Source organism: Streptomyces sp. NPDC107521 (assembly GCF_055598485.1).
Window position 1 is genome coordinate 119,614 of the sequence record NZ_JBVKAT010000017.1, and the last position, 14,553, is coordinate 134,166.

Below are 14,553 nucleotides of genomic sequence, written 5' to 3' on the forward strand. Positions count from 1 at the left end.
CCGCCCCCCCGTGGCCGGACCGGGAAAGGCGTCCCCTCAGCGTCGTCCCGGATCTCCCGGCGGGCGCGCGGCGACGGCCGGGGCGCGTCGCGGCGGTGCCGGAACGCCCGGACGCGTCCGGTGTCCGTACGCGGCTCCGCCGCGCGCCCCTCCGCCCCTCCGCCGTGCGGCGCGCCGCGTCCAACGGCCGCGCACCGGTCCGCCGGAGGTCACGGGACGGCGCTCAGCGGGACTGGGGGCCGCGCCGCTGGGGCAGGGTCACGACCGAGGCGTCGCCGGGGCCCGCCGGGGGCAGCCCCGCCACCTGGGCCAGCAGATCGCACCACGAGGCGAGGTGCGCGGCCGTGTCCACGACCCCGCCCCGCCCCTCGCGCGGCGTCCAGGACGCCCGGATCTCGATCTGCGAGGCCGAGGGCCGGGCCGACAGCTCCCCGAAGTAGTGGGAACTGGCGCGGGTGACCGTGCCGCTGGGCTCGCCGTACAGCAGGCCGCGGGCCTGGAGCGCGCCGGTCAGCCAGGACCAGCACACGTCGGGCAGCAGCGGATCGGCGGCCATCTCCGGCTCCAGCTCGGCGCGCACCAGCGTCACCAGCCGGAAGGTGCCCCGCCAGGCGTCGTGCCCGGCCGGGTCGTGCAGCAGCACCAGGCGTCCGTCGGCCAGGTCCTCGTCGTCGTCGACGACGGCGGCCTCCAGCGCGTACGCGTAGGGGGCGAGCCGCTGCGGCGCCCGGGTCGCCTCCACCTCGATCTGTGGCCGCAATCGCGCGGTGCGCAGCCCTTCGACCGCCGCCGAGAACACCGGCGGAGCCGTGGTGCCCGTATGCGGGGCCCCCTCCCCGGTGTCCTTCCGCTCGTCCATTCCGCCAGCGCCGTCCGACAGTCGTCCCTGAGCCGCAGCCATGCGGGGAAGATTAAGCGGAAGCCGGGCCCGGCGCGGGGAGGGACACCCGTGGGCGGGCGCGATGTCCGGATCGCGCGGTGCGCGGCGGTCCACCGGCCCGCCGGGAGGGCGCGGCGCACCAGTGGGCGGCGGCCTGCCGACGGCCCGGCGCGGTGGCCGGGCGCCGGGCCGGTCACGGGACCGGACGACGGGGCGGGCGCGGGGCCCCGGCGCGCCCGTACCCACGGGCCGGGAGCGGCGGGGGGTCGTGCGAGACTGGGCGGTGTGAGTGCCAACCTGAGCCCCGCGGGCAAGCAGCCGACCGCCACGTACGACTCCGCCTTCCTGAGGGCGTGCCGGCGTGAGCCGGTGCCGCACACGCCCGTGTGGTTCATGCGGCAGGCCGGCCGCTCGCTGCCGGAGTACCGCAAGGTGCGCGAGGGCATCGGGATGCTCGACTCCTGCATGCGGCCGGAACTGGTCACCGAGATCACCCTCCAGCCGGTCCACCGGCACGGGGTGGACGCGGCGATCTACTTCAGCGACATCGTCGTCCCGCTCAAGGCGATCGGCATCGACCTCGACATCAAGCCCGGCATCGGCCCGGTCGTCGAGCAGCCGATCCGCACCCGCGCGGACCTGGCGCGGCTGCGTGACCTGACCCCCGAGGACGTCTCCTACGTCACCGAGGCGTACCGCCTGCTCACCCGTGAGCTGGGCGCCACCCCGCTGATCGGCTTCGCGGGCGCGCCGTTCACGCTCGCCAGCTACCTCGTGGAGGGCGGCCCGTCCCGCAACCACGAGCACACCAAGGCGCTCATGTACGGCGACCCGCAGCTCTGGGCCGACCTGCTGGACCGGCTGGCGGACATCACGGCCGCCTTCCTGAAGGTGCAGATCGAGGCCGGGGCCGCCGCCGTCCAGCTCTTCGACTCCTGGGTCGGCGCGCTCGCCCCCGCCGACTACCGGCGCTCGGTGCTGCCCGCCTCCGTCAAGGTCTTCGAGGCCGTCGCCGGGTACGGGGTGCCGCGCATCCACTTCGGCGTGGGCACCGGCGAGCTGCTCGGCCCGATGGGCGAGGCCGGGGCGGACGTCGTGGGCGTCGACTGGCGCGTCCCGCTGGACGAGGCGGCCCGCCGGGTCGGCCCCGGCAAGGCGCTCCAGGGCAACCTGGACCCGGCCGTCCTGTTCGCCACCCCCGAGGCGGTGCGGACCAAGGCCCGCGAGGTGCTGGACGCGGCGGCGGGCCTGGAGGGCCACGTCTTCAACCTCGGCCACGGGGTGCTGCCGTCCACCGACCCGGACGCCCTGACCCGCCTGGTGGACTACGTCCACACCGAGACCGCCCGCTGACCCGCCCGCGCCCCTACCGGGCCCCGCGCCCGAAGATCAGGGCCGGGGGCTCCGGCGGGGGCGCGGTGTTCCGGCGCAGCGGCCAGGCGATGAGCATGCCGGTCAGAAAGCCGAAGACATGGGCCGAGTAGGCCACGGTGCCCGCCTCCGAGACGGCCCCGCCGGAGGAGTACACCGCCTGGAGGAGGAACCAGAAGCCCAGGACCAGCCAGGCGGGCAGCCGTAGCGGCAGGAAGACGAGGAAGGGGACGAGGACCCAGACCCGGGCCCTCGGGTACAGCACCAGATAGGCGCCGAGCACCCCCGCGATGGCGCCCGACGCGCCGATCAGCGGGGCGGTCGAGCCGGTGTCCAGGAGCGCGAAGCCGTAGGTGGCCGTGTAGCCGCAGAGGCCGTAGAAGAGCAGGAACGGCAGATGGCCCATGCGGTCCTCGATGTTGTTGCCGAAGATCCACAGGAACAGCATGTTGCCCAGCAGGTGCAGCCAGCCGCCGTGGACGAACATCGCGGTGAGGACGCTGAGTTCGGGCGACTTGTCGTAGGAGGGCGGTGCCACCACGCAGCCCGGTCCCTGCGGTCCCACTCCCGTCGCCCCGGTCGGCACCAGCCGGGGCAGCCGGTGCTGGACCAGCTCCTGCGGCACCGCCGCGTAGTGGTCCAGGAACGCCTGGAGGTGGCAGAGCTGCGCGAGGCTCTCCCCGCCCGACAGCGAGCCCGCCATGCCCGGCGTGAACAGGAACACCACGATGTTCGCCGCGACCAGGGCGTAGGTCACCCAGGGGGTGGTGCGGGTGGGGTTGATGTCATGGACGGGGATCACCACGAGGGGACTACTGCCCGCCCGGCGGACGGCGAACCGGCGGATAGCCCGAACGGGCCGCGCGGGCCGGAGCGCCCCGGCGGGGAGGACGTTGCCCGCCGCCGCCCGCGCCGGCTCCGGATGCCGGGACGGTCCGGTGGCCCGGCCGCGTCTCCCCGGCCCCCCGGTCGGGACGCCCGTCCCCGTCGGGCTCCCGCCGCCCCTTCCGTGAGGCTCCCGCCGCCCGTTTCCGTCAGGCTCCCGCCGCGCGGACCGCTGCCGTGGCCTTGCGGGCCGCCACCAGGACCGGGTCCCAGACGGGGGAGAACGGTGGTGCGTACCCCAGGTCCAGGGCCGTCATCGCCTCCACCGTCATCCCCGCGGTCAGCGCCACCGCCGCGATGTCCACGCGCTTGCCCGCGCCCTCCCGGCCGACGATCTGCACGCCCAGCAGGCGCCCGGTGCGCAGCTCCGCCAGCATCTTCACCGTCATCGGGGACGCCCCCGGGTAGTAGCCCGCGCGGCTGGTGGACTCCACCGTCACCGTCACGAACCGCAGCCCCGCCCGCAGGGCGTCCCGCTCGCGCAGCCCGGTGCGGGCGATCTCCAGGTCGCAGACCTTGCTGACGGCCGTGCCCACCACGCCGGGGAAGGTGGCGTAGCCGCCGCCCACGTTGGCGCCGATGACCTGGCCGTGCTTGTTGGCGTGGGTGCCCAGCGGGACGTACCGCTCCTGGCCCGAGACGAGGTCGAGCACCTCGACGCAGTCGCCGCCGGCCCAGATGTTCCCGTGCCCCCGCACCCGCATCGCCCGGTCGGTCAGCAGCCCGCCGTGCGCGCCCAGGGGCAGCCCGGCCGCCGCCGCGAGCCCGGTCTCGGGGCGCACCCCGATGCCGAGCACCACCACGTCGGCCGGGTACTCGCCGTCCGCCGTGGCCACCGCGCGGACCCGGCCGTCGTCCCCGGTGGGCAGGCCGGTGACCTCGGCGCCGTTGACCATGGTGATGCCCAGGCCCTCCATCGCCCCGTGCACCAGGCGGCCCATGTCCGGGTCGAGGGTGGACATGGGCTCGCTGCCCCGGTTGACGACGGTCACCTCGTAGCCGCGGTTGATCATCGCCTCGGCCATCTCGACGCCGATGTACCCGGCGCCGACGACCACCGCGCGGCGGCCCCGGGTGCGGGCCATGGTGTCCAGCAGCGCCTGCCCGTCGTCGAGCGTCTGCACCCCGTGCACCCCGGGCGCGTCCACGCCCGGCAGCGGGGGCCGCACCGGGCGGGCCCCGGTGGCGATCACCAGCTTGTCGTACGGCGTCCAGTACGCGTCCCCGGTGTCGGCGTCGCGCGCGCGGACCCGGCCGCCCTCGACGTCGATCCCGGTGACCTCGGTGCGCATCCGCAGGTCGATGCCGCGGGCCCGGTGCTCCTCGGGCGTACGGGCGATCAGCTCGTCCCGTCCGGAGACGTCGCCGCCGACCCAGTAGGGGATGCCGCAGGCCGAGAAGGAGCTGAAGTGGCCGCGTTCGAAGGCCACGATCTCCAGTTCGTCCGGACCCCTGAGGCGCCGGGCCTGGGACGCCGCGGACATGCCCGCGGCGTCACCGCCGATCACGACCAGCCGTTCCCGCGCGCCGCCGCGCGCACCGTTGACGCTCATGCCCCCACGCTACGCGGGGCCGGATTCACCCCGTGTGCCGCCCGGTCCCGCGGGGCCCGTGTCCCCGGCGGCCGGCGGCGCGGCCGGCAGCGGGCTCCGCCCCGACGGCTCCCGCTCCGCCCCCGCCGGGCCCGGCAGCGGCGCCGTCGGCGGGAAGGGCGCGGCCGGTGCGCGGCGGGCCCGGAGGGGCCGCAGCACCCGCAGCCACACCAGCAGCAGCACGGCGCCCACCGCCGCGAACGGCAGGACCGCGCCGATCACCAGCAGCAGCCAGCGCAGCACCGTCACGAACGCGTCCCAGCCGCCGGACAGCGCGTCCGCGAACCCGGGGCCGTCGTCGTCCTCGCCGGAGTCCCGCGCCGGCAGCGGGGTCTCCGACAGGGAGAGCGTGATGGTGGCCAGGGAGGCGCGGTCCTTCAGCGACTTCTGCCGGGCGAGCAGGGACTCCAGCTCGGCCTGGCGGGTGCCCAGTTCGCCCTCCAGGGCCACGATGTCGCTCAACCGGGTCGCCTGGTCCATCAGTTCGCGGACCCGGGCCACGCTGGCGCGCTGCGAGGCGATCCGGCTCTCCACGTCCACGACCTGGTCGGTGACGTCCTCCGCCTTCGCCTCGCGGCTCAGCAGCCGTCCCGCGCCCTCCAGTTCGGTGAGCACCTCCTGGTACGCGTCCACCGGCACCCGCAGCACCACCCGGGTGCGCTCATGGCCGTCCGGGCCCCGGTTGGTGTTCTCGTCGCCGACGTAGCCGCCCGCGTCCTCGGCGGTGGCGCGGGCCGCCGCCAGCGCCTCGGACACGTCCTTGACCCGCACCGTCAGCGACACGGTGCGGACGATGCTGCTCGTGGACCGGGGAGCCGTGCGGGCGCCGCCGGACGGCGCCTTGGCGGCCCGGTCGCCCGCTGCGCCCGCCGCCGCCTCCGCCGGGCCGGCCGCCTCCTTCGCCGGGGCCGCCGCCCGGTCCGCGCCGGAGGGGGAGCCCGGGTCGTCGGCGGCGCACCCCGTGAGGGTCAGGGCCGCGGCCAGCAGGACTCCGGCCGCTGCCGGAACGGTTCGCAGGGTTGATCGTCTGCCCACAGGGTCCCCCGAGTTCGTGATCGGATGTCGTCTCCGTGACGGGCGGGGCCGCCGCCGCGTCGTAGCTATGACGTGGCCGGACCCGCGTCCGACGGCGCGAAACGGTTCCGAACCGATCACGTTCCGGCCTCATCGGCGCCGCGCGGCCCGCCCGGACCCGGCCGCGCGCGGTGCGGGACGCCGGATTTGAGAGGGTGGGGACATGGGTGAGACGCAGAGTGCGGACAGCGCGGGCGGCCGTCCCGCGGCATGGGGACACGTGGTCGTCGTCGGGGCCGGGATCGCCGGGCTGGCCGCCGGGCTGCGGGCGCTGGACCTCGGCGCCCGGGTGACCGTGCTGGAGGCGTCGGAGCGGGTCGGCGGGAAGCTGCTGCCGGGCGAGATCGCCGGGGCCCGGGTGGACCTCGGCGCCGAGTCCATGCTGGCCCGCCGCCCCGAGGGCGTCGCCCTGGCCCGCGCCGTCGGACTCGGCGACCGGCTCCAGCCCCCCGCGACCGCCTCCGCCTCCCTGTGGACCCGCGGCACCCTGCGCCCCATGCCCAAGGGCCACGTCATGGGCGTCCCCGGCACCGCCGCCGCCCTGGCCGGCATCCTCTCCGACGAGGGCCTCGCCCGGGTCGGACGCGACGCCGAACTGCCCCCCACCGGAATCGGGGAGGACGTGGCGGTCGGCGAGTACGTCGCCGCCCGCGTCGGCCGCGAGGTCGTCGACCGCGTCGTGGAACCCCTGCTCGGCGGCGTCTACGCGGGCGACGCCTACCGCATCTCCCTGCGCTCCGCCGTCCCCCAGCTCTTCGAGGCCGCCCGCGCCCACACCTCGCTGACCGAGGCGGTCCGCGCGCTCCAGGGCCGCACCGCCACCGCGCCCGCCACCGGACCGGTGTTCACGGGCATCGAGGGCGGCATCGGCACCCTCCCGCTCGCCGTCGCCGACGCGCTGCGCGCCCGCGGCGCCGAGATCCTCACCCGCACCCCCGCCACCGGGCTGCGCCGTGCCGCCGACGGCTGGCGGATCACCGCGGGCGGCCGGGAGCTGCGCGCCGACGCCGTCGTCGTCGCCGTGCCCGCGCCCGCCGCCGCCGGGCTGCTGCGCGCCGAGGCGCCCGCCGCCGCGGCCGAACTGGCCGCCGTCGAGTACGCCTCCATGGCTCTGATCACCCTCGCCTACCGCAGTGCCGACGCCGCCGCGCTCCCCGAGGGCAGCGGTTTCCTGGTGCCGCCGGTGGACGGGCACACCATCAAGGCGTCCACCTTCGCCTCCCGCAAGTGGGGCTGGATCGACGCCGAGGACCCCGGCCTGACCGTCGTGCGCACCTCCGTCGGACGGTACGGCGAGACGGAGATCCTCGGCCGCGACGACGACGCCCTGGTCGACGTCTCCCGGCACGACCTCCGGGAGGCCACCGGGCTGTCCGCCGCGCCCGTCGCCACCCGGGTCACCCGCTGGCGGGACGGGCTGCCCCAGTACCCCGTCGGCCACCACGCGCGGGTGGCCCGCGTCCGGGCCCACCTCGCCGGGCTCCCCGGCATCGACGTGTGCGGGGCGGCGTACGAGGGCGTCGGCATCCCGGCGACCGTCGCGGACGCCCACGCCGCCGTGGACCGTCTGCGCGGCGCGGCGGGCGCCACGGCGGACCCGGTGCCCGGCGCCCGGGGCGGAGCGGGAGAATGGGGTCATGAGTGACGACGCCTCCACCCCTGCCGCCGACCGCATCCCCAACAAGGGCAAGCTGGCCAAGGACCTCAACGAGGTCATCCGCTACACCCTCTGGTCCGTCTTCCGGCTCAAGGACACGCTGCCCGAGGAGCGCACGGGCTGGGCCGAAGAGGTCCAGGAGCTGTTCGACCGGCTCGCCGCCAAGGACGTGACCGTCCGCGGCACCTACGACGTCTCCGGTCTGCGCGCCGACGCCGACCTCATGATCTGGTGGCACGCGGAGACCGCCGACCAGCTCCAGGAGGCGTACAACCTCTTCCGCCGCACCCGGCTCGGCCGGTCGCTGGAGCCGGTCTGGTCGAACATGGCGCTGCACCGCCCCGCCGAGTTCAACCGCTCGCACATCCCGGCGTTCCTCGCCGACGAGACGCCGCGCGCCTACATCTGCGTCTACCCCTTCGTGCGCTCCTACGACTGGTACCTGCTGCCCGACGAGGACCGCCGCCGCATGCTCGCGGACCACGGCAAGATGGCCCGCGGCTACCCGGACGTGCGGGCCAACACCGTCGCGTCCTTCGCCCTCGGGGACTACGAGTGGATGCTCGCCTTCGAGGCCGACGAACTGCACCGCATCGTCGACCTGATGCGCCACCTGCGCGCCTCCGAGGCCCGGCTGCACGTCCGCGAGGAGGTGCCCTTCTACACCGGCCGCCGCAAGGAGATCGGCGAACTGGTGGCGGACCTCGCCTGATCAGGCCCCCCGCCCCGCCGCCCCGGAGCCCTCCCGGGGCCGAGGCTCCGGGCGCGGGGCGCAGGACGCGTCCCGCGCCGGGACCCGGCCGTCCAGCAGATACGCCTCCAGGTGCGCGTTGACGCAGGCGTTCGGGCCGCCCGCGACGCCGTGCGACCCCGCGCCCCGCTCGGTCACCAGCACCGAGCCCGCCAGCCTCCGGCGCAGCTCCAGCACCCCGGCGTACGGGGCAGCCGCGTCCCGCTCCGCCGCCAGGATCAGCGTCGGCGGCAGCTCACCGGGCGCGGTGCGCACGTCGAGGGGGCGCTGCCGGGGCGCCCGCCAGAAGGCGCACGGCAGGTTCGTCCACACGTTGTCCCAGGTCTCGAAGGGCGCCGTGCGGGCCAGCCGGGTGTTGTCCCGGTCCCAGACCCGGAAGTCCGTGGGCCAGGGCGCGTCGTTGCACTCGACGGCGGTGTAGACCGCGCCGGCGTTCTCCGCCCCGGCCGCCGCCTCCGGGGGCCGGGTCCCCGCCTGGTCGATCAGCGGCCGCGGGTCCCCCCTCAGGTACGCCGACAGCGCCTCGGCGCGGTGGGGCCAGTAGTCGTCGTAGTACCCGGCCCCGAGGAACGCGCCCTGCAACTGCGCCGGGCCGACCGTGCCGCCCGCGGGCTCCCTCTCCAGGGCCGCCGCCGCCCGCTCGTAGGCGCGCTGCACCTCGCGCGGGGTGTCGCCGAGCCCGTAGACCGCGTCGTAGCGGGCGATCCACCGCTTGACGTCGGACCAGCGGCGCTCGAAGGCGGCCGACTGGGCCAGGTTGACGCCGTACCAGATGTGCTCCGGACTCGGGTCCACCGCCGAGTCGAACACCATCCGCCGCACCCGGGAGGGGAACAGCTCGGCGTAGAGGGCGCCCAGATAGGTGCCGTAGGAGGCGCCCATGAAGGTCAGCCGCCGCTCGCCCAGCGCGGCCCGGATCACCTCCAGGTCGCGGGCGTTGTTCAGGGAGTGGTAGTGGCGCAGGGCGTCCCCGGCCCGCTCGGCGCAGTCCCGCGCGTACTGCTCCGCCTCGGCGGCCCGCTGCCGTTTGTAGGCCGCCGAGGGCCGCACCGGGGCGGGGCGGGGCCCCTTGAAGTACTCCTCGGGCCGCCGACACGACAGTGGCGCGGACGGGGCCACCCCGCGCGGGGCGTAGCCGACGAGGTCGTAGGCGGCGGCGAGGCGCTTCCACGCGGGCACCATCCCGGCCAGCGGGAAGTACAGCCCGGAGGCGCCGGGGCCGCCGGGATTGAAGACGAGGGCGCCCTGGCCGGGCACCTCGGTCCCGCCGTCCGGGTCCCGGCCGGTGGCCGCGGCGCGGCTGACGGTGAGCCGGAGGCGCTCGCCGTCCGGGTGCGCGTAGTCCAGGGGCACGGTGACCGTGCCGCAGCGCACGGAGGCGGGCAGTCCCTCCGCCTCCGGGCAGTCGCCGAACGCGATCCGGGCCGCCGCCGCGCGCCGTGCGGCCAGGGCGGTGCCGCGCGCCTCGGCGGCGCCCGGGGGTTCCTGGGCCCGGGCGGCGGGCGCCGCGACGAGGGAGGCCAGGAGCAGGAGGGCCGCGGTGGCCCGGCGGAGGACGGCGGCTCGCATCGCGGAGGGTCCCTTCGGTGCACGGCGGCGACACCAGGGATGGTTCGCTGGCGCGGGGGGCGGGGCAAGCACCGGCGGCGGGTGTCGCCCCCGAGTGCGCCCGTACGCCCCCTGGGACGGCCTCGGGGGTGGGTGCGGGAGGCGCGGCCCGGCGCGGGCGAGGGGACGGTGGGACGGGTGCGCGGGGTGGACGGGGGTGGTGGTGCCCGGGGGCGGTCCGGGCGGGAGCGGCCCGGAGCGGCCGGGGTCGGGCGGGGCCGGGTCGGCGGTGGTCGGCGGAGTGGCCCCGCCCGGTCGCTCCGGTTGCCCCGGCCCGCTCGTCGTTCCGTCCCGTCGCGTCCCGTCGCGTCCCGTCGCGTGCCGTCGTGTGCCGTCGTGTGCGGTCCCGTGCCGTCGTGTGCCGTCCTGTCCCGTGCCGCGTCGCGCCGACGACGTCTCCGCCGTTACCGGGGGTCCGGGCACCGGCCGCGCGGGTCCTCGACCGTTGCCCGTCCCCGCCGACCGTACGGTGCCGGATGGGCCGGTGCCTTCCGTGGCCCGGCGGGTTCAACGGACGGTGCGGAGTGGGCCGGGTGGCGTTCGCGGCCGGCGGGTTCAGCGGACCTGCCGGGTGGGCCGCGTGGCATCCCGGGCTCGGAGGGATCGCAGGGCTCGGCGGGCGGTGCCGGACGGGCCGGGGTGGCTTCGCGGTCCGGCGGGTTCAGCGGCGGAGCAGGGCGCGGCGGGTCGCGCGGACCAGCCGTGCGGCCGGGGTACGTCCCGGGGGGACCGGTCCCGACCGCTCCAGCCACCAGCGCCGCAGCTCCCGACGGGTCCGGGGATCGCCGGAGCCGCCGGGGGAGAGCAGGTGGCCCGCGAAGTCCAGGGCGTCCCGGCGGTGGCTCCCGCGCATCGGGCGGCCGTGGGCGTAGGCGGCGAAGGCGGGCCGGTAGCCCGTGCCGAGGATCAGCGGCAGCTCCGGCGCGACCCTGGCGACGACGTCCGCCCGCTTCCCGGCGAGGGCCCGCGCCTGCACGCCCAGCCGGACCCGGTCGAACCCCTCCGGCACGGGCGCCCCGGCGACCAGCGCGGACAGCAGCGCGACCTGCGCGAGGGCGAGCCGCTGCCGCGCCCCGGCGGTCCCGCCGCCCGCGGGCTCCGCGCCGTCCGTGTGCTTCGCGGCGTCCGCGGGCTCCGCGGCGCGCGTGCGCTCCGCGCCGTCCGTACCCTCCGTACCCTCAGGATCCGCCGTGTGCTCCGCGCCGCCCGTACCGTGTACGTCCCCGGCGCCGGTGGTCCCGGCGTCCGCGTTTCCGCTGCCGGGGGCCCTGGCCTCCGTGGTCCGGCCGTCCGCGCAGTCCGTGTCGAGGGCGCCTCCGCCCGCCGGGGCCCCGCCGTCCGGGGCCGTCCCCGTCACCGTCCCGCCGGGAGCCTCGGCGGCGGCCGTCACCGGGGCGGCCGTCGGGACCGCCCTGGGGGAGCCCTCCGTGTCCGGGGCGCCCGCGCGGCCCTTCGCCACCGCCGTCCGGACCGCCTCCAGTTCCTCGCGCAGCTCCTCCTCCGCCGGGAAGTTCGCGTCCCGCTCCAGCAGGACGCCCGGCGGCGCCACCCGCTCGGCGAGGCCGGTGAGGATCTCCAGCACGGCGGAGGGCACGGGATGGGCGTGGCTGTCGTGCCAGACGCCGTCGCGCGCGAAGCCGCCCGCGACGTGCACGTAGGCCAGGGCCTCCACGGGCAGCGCGGCCAGCGCCGCCGCGGCGTCCTCGCCCCGGTTGACCTGGTTGGTGTACAGGTTCGCCACGTCGACCAGCAGTCGCACGCCGGTCCGCTCGACCAGCTCGGTGAGGAACTGCCCCTCGGTCATCTCCTCGTCGGGCCAGGAGAGCAGCGCCGCGATGTTCTCCACGGCCAGCGGCACCGGCAGCGAGTCCTGGGCGACGCGGACGTTCTCGCAGAGCACGTCGAGGGCGTCCCGGGTGCGCGGCACGGGCAGCAGATGGCCCGCCTCCAGCCGGGCGGTGGCGGTCAGCGGCCCGCCCGCGCGGACGAACGCGATGTGCTCGGTGACCAGCGGCGACCCCAGCGCCTCCGCCCGCGCGGCCAGCGCCGACAGCCGCTCCGGGTCGGGCCGTTCGGCGCCGCCGAGACCGAGGGAGACCCCGTGCGGCACGACGGTGACGCCGCGGGCGCGCAGCCGGAGCAGCGAGTCCGGCAGGTGGTCCGGGCAGAGGTTCTCGGAGACGGCCTCGACCCACTCGACGCCGGGCATCCGCTCCACGGCGTCCGCGATCTCCGGCCGCCAGCCGATGCCCGTCCCCAGTCGTCCCATGCCCGTCCCCTCCCGTCGGCGCGCACCCGGCCGCCCGCCCCCGCCGGGGATATGGCCGGTGCGGTCCGGGCCGAATCCCCCGGGTGCGTCTTCAGAGCTACATCTGAGGTTCGCGGCACCCCGGCGCGGCGCACCTCGGACACCGGGAGGAGCACCCGCCCGGAGACCCGCGGGGCGGCCCGGTGCCGCCGCGTCGCCCCGCCCGGCCGGGCCGTTCGGCGCGGGCAGGCGGTGGGCGTGCCGGACGACCAGGTGTTCCAGGGGGTGGGACATCGGGCGATGATCCCAGAGACGGCCGGGCCCCGCCCGGGATTTTCCCTCCCGCGCCGAGCCCTTCCCGGGGCGCGGTGCCGCGGCCCCCGCCGGGACGCGGGCGGTCAGCGCAGCGCGGGATGGTCCGCGACGACGGTGCAGGAACCGGGGGCGATCTCGGTGTACCCGGCGTCCCGTACGACGGGCAGGCCCCCGGTGGTGAGGGTCGTCCAGCGGGCCGGGTCGGCGGGGCGGACGGCGAGCGGGAACCCGGCGTCGCGCCAGGCGGTCCGCTCCCCGTCGGACAGCGCCCACCAGGCGAGCTGCGCGCCGTGCCCGGCCTGGGCCATCGCCTTGCCCGCCGACATGCCGAGGTCCGGGTTCAGCCACAGCACGGGCGCCGCGGGGTCGGCCGCCGCCGGGGGCGCGGGGTCGTCCAGGTCGGTGCCGGAGACCTGGAGGCGGGCCAGGTCCTTGGGCCAGCCGTCCAGCGGGACCGGCGGGAAGACCCGCACCTCGGCGCCGCTCCCGGTGACCGTGATGCCGTCCAGGGCCTCCGCCCGCCGCCACTCGGCGCCGCGCGCCCGGCGGACCACCTTGCGGATGCGGGCGTCCTGCCAGTCGCGCACCGCCCGCGCCCAGACGCCGTCGCCGGTGGACCGCTCGTCGTCGAGCATCAGCAGCACCGCCCGCGCGGCCGTCTCCAGCGCGTCGGTACGGGCGGGGGGCGCGGCCCGTTCGATCCGGACCACGAGGGGCAGCACGAACTGCGGGGCCGGGTCGCGGTCATCGGGGGGCCGGGGAGCGGCGGGGGCGTCGGGGACGGGAGTCGTCGGATCGTTGCTCACGCGCACAGTCTGCCAACCCGCCGGACCCTGCCGTGCCTCCGCGGGCGGGCGGCCCGCGGTCCCGCTGGCACCGGGGCGGCAGGGGTGCACCCGGCGGCACCGGTGGCCCGTCCTGGGGCCCGGTGCTCCGTCGCGGCCCTTCCCGGCGCCGGTCGGGGGGCGGTGATGTGCCGGTCCGGCGCCCTTGGTGCCCGGACCCGGGGGGCCGGGCACCAAGGCCGGACACCGTCCGTCGCTCCGCGTCCCGTCCCGTTCCGGCGGCGGGCGTCAGCCGGAGCAGGCGGTCCGCTGGGCCTCAAGCCACTCGCAGCGCGGGCAGAGCGTGATCCCCTTGTGGGAATCCGGGTACTCCGTGGGCTCCCGGCACAGCACGCACTCCGCGTACGGCGGACCTCCGGCCTCCGGCGGGCCCTCCTCCTCGCGCGCCCCGGCCGCTCCGGTGGGGCAGTAGTGGTCGTCGCTCATGCCCCCAGCGTAGATCCGTCAGGCCCGGCCGTGTGCGGCGCCGATCAGTTCGGAGACCCGGACGAGGCGGTAGCCCTGGCGGCGCAGTTCGGGCACGACGGCGCGGACCGCCCGCTCGGTGGCGGGGGCGGCGCTGCGGGTGCAGTGCAGGACGACGACCGAGCCCGGCCGCACCCCGTCGAGGACCTGCCGCGCCACGGCGTCGGAGTCGGTGGCGAAGGCGTCCCCGCCCACCACGTCCCACTGCACGGCGGTGACACCGGTGGCGCTCAGCGCCTTGAGGGCCGTGCCGTCGTAGCAGCCGCCGGGGAAGCGGAAGTACGGCATCGGGTCGGGCACCCCGGCCTTCCCGAAGGCGGAGTAGGCCCGCTCCAGGTCGGAGCGCATCCGGTCGCCGGGGACGGTGGGCAGCCCGTAGCAGTCGTCGGTGTAGGCGTAGTGGCTGTAGGAGTGGTTGGCGATCTCGAACAGCGGGTCGCGGCCGATGGACCGCGCCTCCTCGGGGTACTCCTCGGCCCAGCGCCCGGTCATGAACACGGTGGCCGGTACCTTCAGCCGCCGCAGGGTCGCGATCAGCTCGGGGTTGTCGAACCGCTCCCCGGCCGCCGCGCGCGGCCCCTCGTCGGCGGTCATGTCGGCGTCGAAGGTCAGCGCGACGGTCCGGTCCCCGCCGGTGCGCGGTCCGTGTTCGAAGACGGGGGTGAGCCCGGCGGGGCCCGGGGCGAGCGTGGGGGGCCGGGAGGGCGCGGCGGCGGCCGGGGAGGCGGGGGTGGCCGACGGCCCGGGGCCGGGTGCCCGGGGGGAGGACCCGGTGGTGCCGCAGGCGGCGAGGGCGGCGCCCAGGGCGCACAGGACGGTGGCACGGCGTACGAGAGCGATCACCGTACGAACGTATGAGTGG

12 protein-coding genes are annotated in these 14,553 nt (G+C 77.1%); 3 read left to right on the plus strand and 9 right to left on the minus strand.

All coding sequences use genetic code 11. From position 1 onward, the window contains the following. Positions 1-223 precede the first annotated feature (223 nt). Positions 224-901 carry a DUF3000 domain-containing protein gene (locus ACZ7LB_RS23825; protein ID WP_471470942.1) on the minus strand — a complete coding sequence of 226 codons (678 nt, stop codon included), beginning with the start codon at positions 899-901 and terminating at the stop codon, positions 224-226. 264 nt (positions 902-1,165) lie between these two features. On the opposite strand from ACZ7LB_RS23825, the gene hemE reads away from it, so the two are divergent. Then, positions 1,166-2,233, plus strand: a complete 1,068-nt coding sequence (hemE, locus tag ACZ7LB_RS23830) for a uroporphyrinogen decarboxylase (RefSeq protein ID WP_471470944.1) — start codon at positions 1,166-1,168, stop codon at positions 2,231-2,233. A 13-nt stretch (positions 2,234-2,246) separates the two neighbouring features. Here the strand turns inward: hemE and ACZ7LB_RS23835 are convergent, their stop codons facing one another. The 3 genes from ACZ7LB_RS23835 to ACZ7LB_RS23845 form a co-directional block, all read right to left on the minus strand. Then, the gene (locus ACZ7LB_RS23835) at positions 2,247-3,056 is read right to left on the minus strand and encodes a rhomboid family intramembrane serine protease (protein ID WP_471470945.1); all 810 of its coding nucleotides are present in this window, start codon (positions 3,054-3,056) and stop codon (positions 2,247-2,249) included. Between the two features lie 229 nt (positions 3,057-3,285). Then, entirely contained in the window at positions 3,286-4,689 is a 1,404-nt protein-coding gene (locus tag ACZ7LB_RS23840; protein ID WP_471470947.1) for an FAD-dependent oxidoreductase, read from the minus strand. A gap of 9 nt (positions 4,690-4,698) precedes the next feature. Beyond that, positions 4,699-5,763: a DUF4349 domain-containing protein gene (locus tag ACZ7LB_RS23845; protein ID WP_471470949.1), complete on the minus strand. Its 1,065-nt coding sequence runs from the start codon at positions 5,761-5,763 to the stop codon at positions 4,699-4,701. 202 nt (positions 5,764-5,965) lie between these two features. On the opposite strand from ACZ7LB_RS23845, the gene hemG reads away from it, so the two are divergent. After that, a complete protein-coding gene (gene hemG / locus ACZ7LB_RS23850; protein ID WP_471470950.1) occupies positions 5,966-7,447 on the plus strand; it encodes a protoporphyrinogen oxidase in 1,482 nt (493 codons plus the stop codon). Further along, on the plus strand, positions 7,440-8,171 hold the full coding sequence (gene hemQ, locus ACZ7LB_RS23855; protein ID WP_471470952.1) for a hydrogen peroxide-dependent heme synthase: 732 nt from the start codon (positions 7,440-7,442) through the stop codon (positions 8,169-8,171). The genes hemG and hemQ overlap by 8 nt, the downstream gene beginning before the upstream one ends. On the opposite strand, the gene ACZ7LB_RS23860 is transcribed toward hemQ, so the two are convergent. The 5 genes from ACZ7LB_RS23860 to ACZ7LB_RS23880 form a co-directional block, all read right to left on the minus strand. After that, the gene (locus ACZ7LB_RS23860) at positions 8,172-9,779 is read right to left on the minus strand and encodes an alpha/beta hydrolase (RefSeq protein WP_471470953.1); all 1,608 of its coding nucleotides are present in this window, start codon (positions 9,777-9,779) and stop codon (positions 8,172-8,174) included. Positions 9,780-10,479: 700 nt separating this feature from the next. After that, positions 10,480-12,087 (minus strand): MbnB/TglH/ChrH family RiPP precursor modification enzyme, encoded by a 1,608-nt coding sequence (locus tag ACZ7LB_RS23865; protein ID WP_471470955.1) that lies wholly within the window; start codon positions 12,085-12,087, stop codon positions 10,480-10,482. Positions 12,088-12,464: 377 nt separating this feature from the next. Beyond that, positions 12,465-13,187 carry a peptidyl-tRNA hydrolase gene (locus tag ACZ7LB_RS23870; RefSeq protein WP_471470957.1) on the minus strand — a complete coding sequence of 241 codons (723 nt, stop codon included), beginning with the start codon at positions 13,185-13,187 and terminating at the stop codon, positions 12,465-12,467. Between the two features lie 267 nt (positions 13,188-13,454). After that, a complete protein-coding gene (locus ACZ7LB_RS23875) occupies positions 13,455-13,652 on the minus strand; it encodes a hypothetical protein (protein ID WP_471470958.1) in 198 nt (65 codons plus the stop codon). 18 nt (positions 13,653-13,670) lie between these two features. Next, the gene (locus tag ACZ7LB_RS23880) at positions 13,671-14,534 is read right to left on the minus strand and encodes a polysaccharide deacetylase family protein (protein ID WP_471470960.1); all 864 of its coding nucleotides are present in this window, start codon (positions 14,532-14,534) and stop codon (positions 13,671-13,673) included. Positions 14,535-14,553 lie beyond the last annotated feature (19 nt).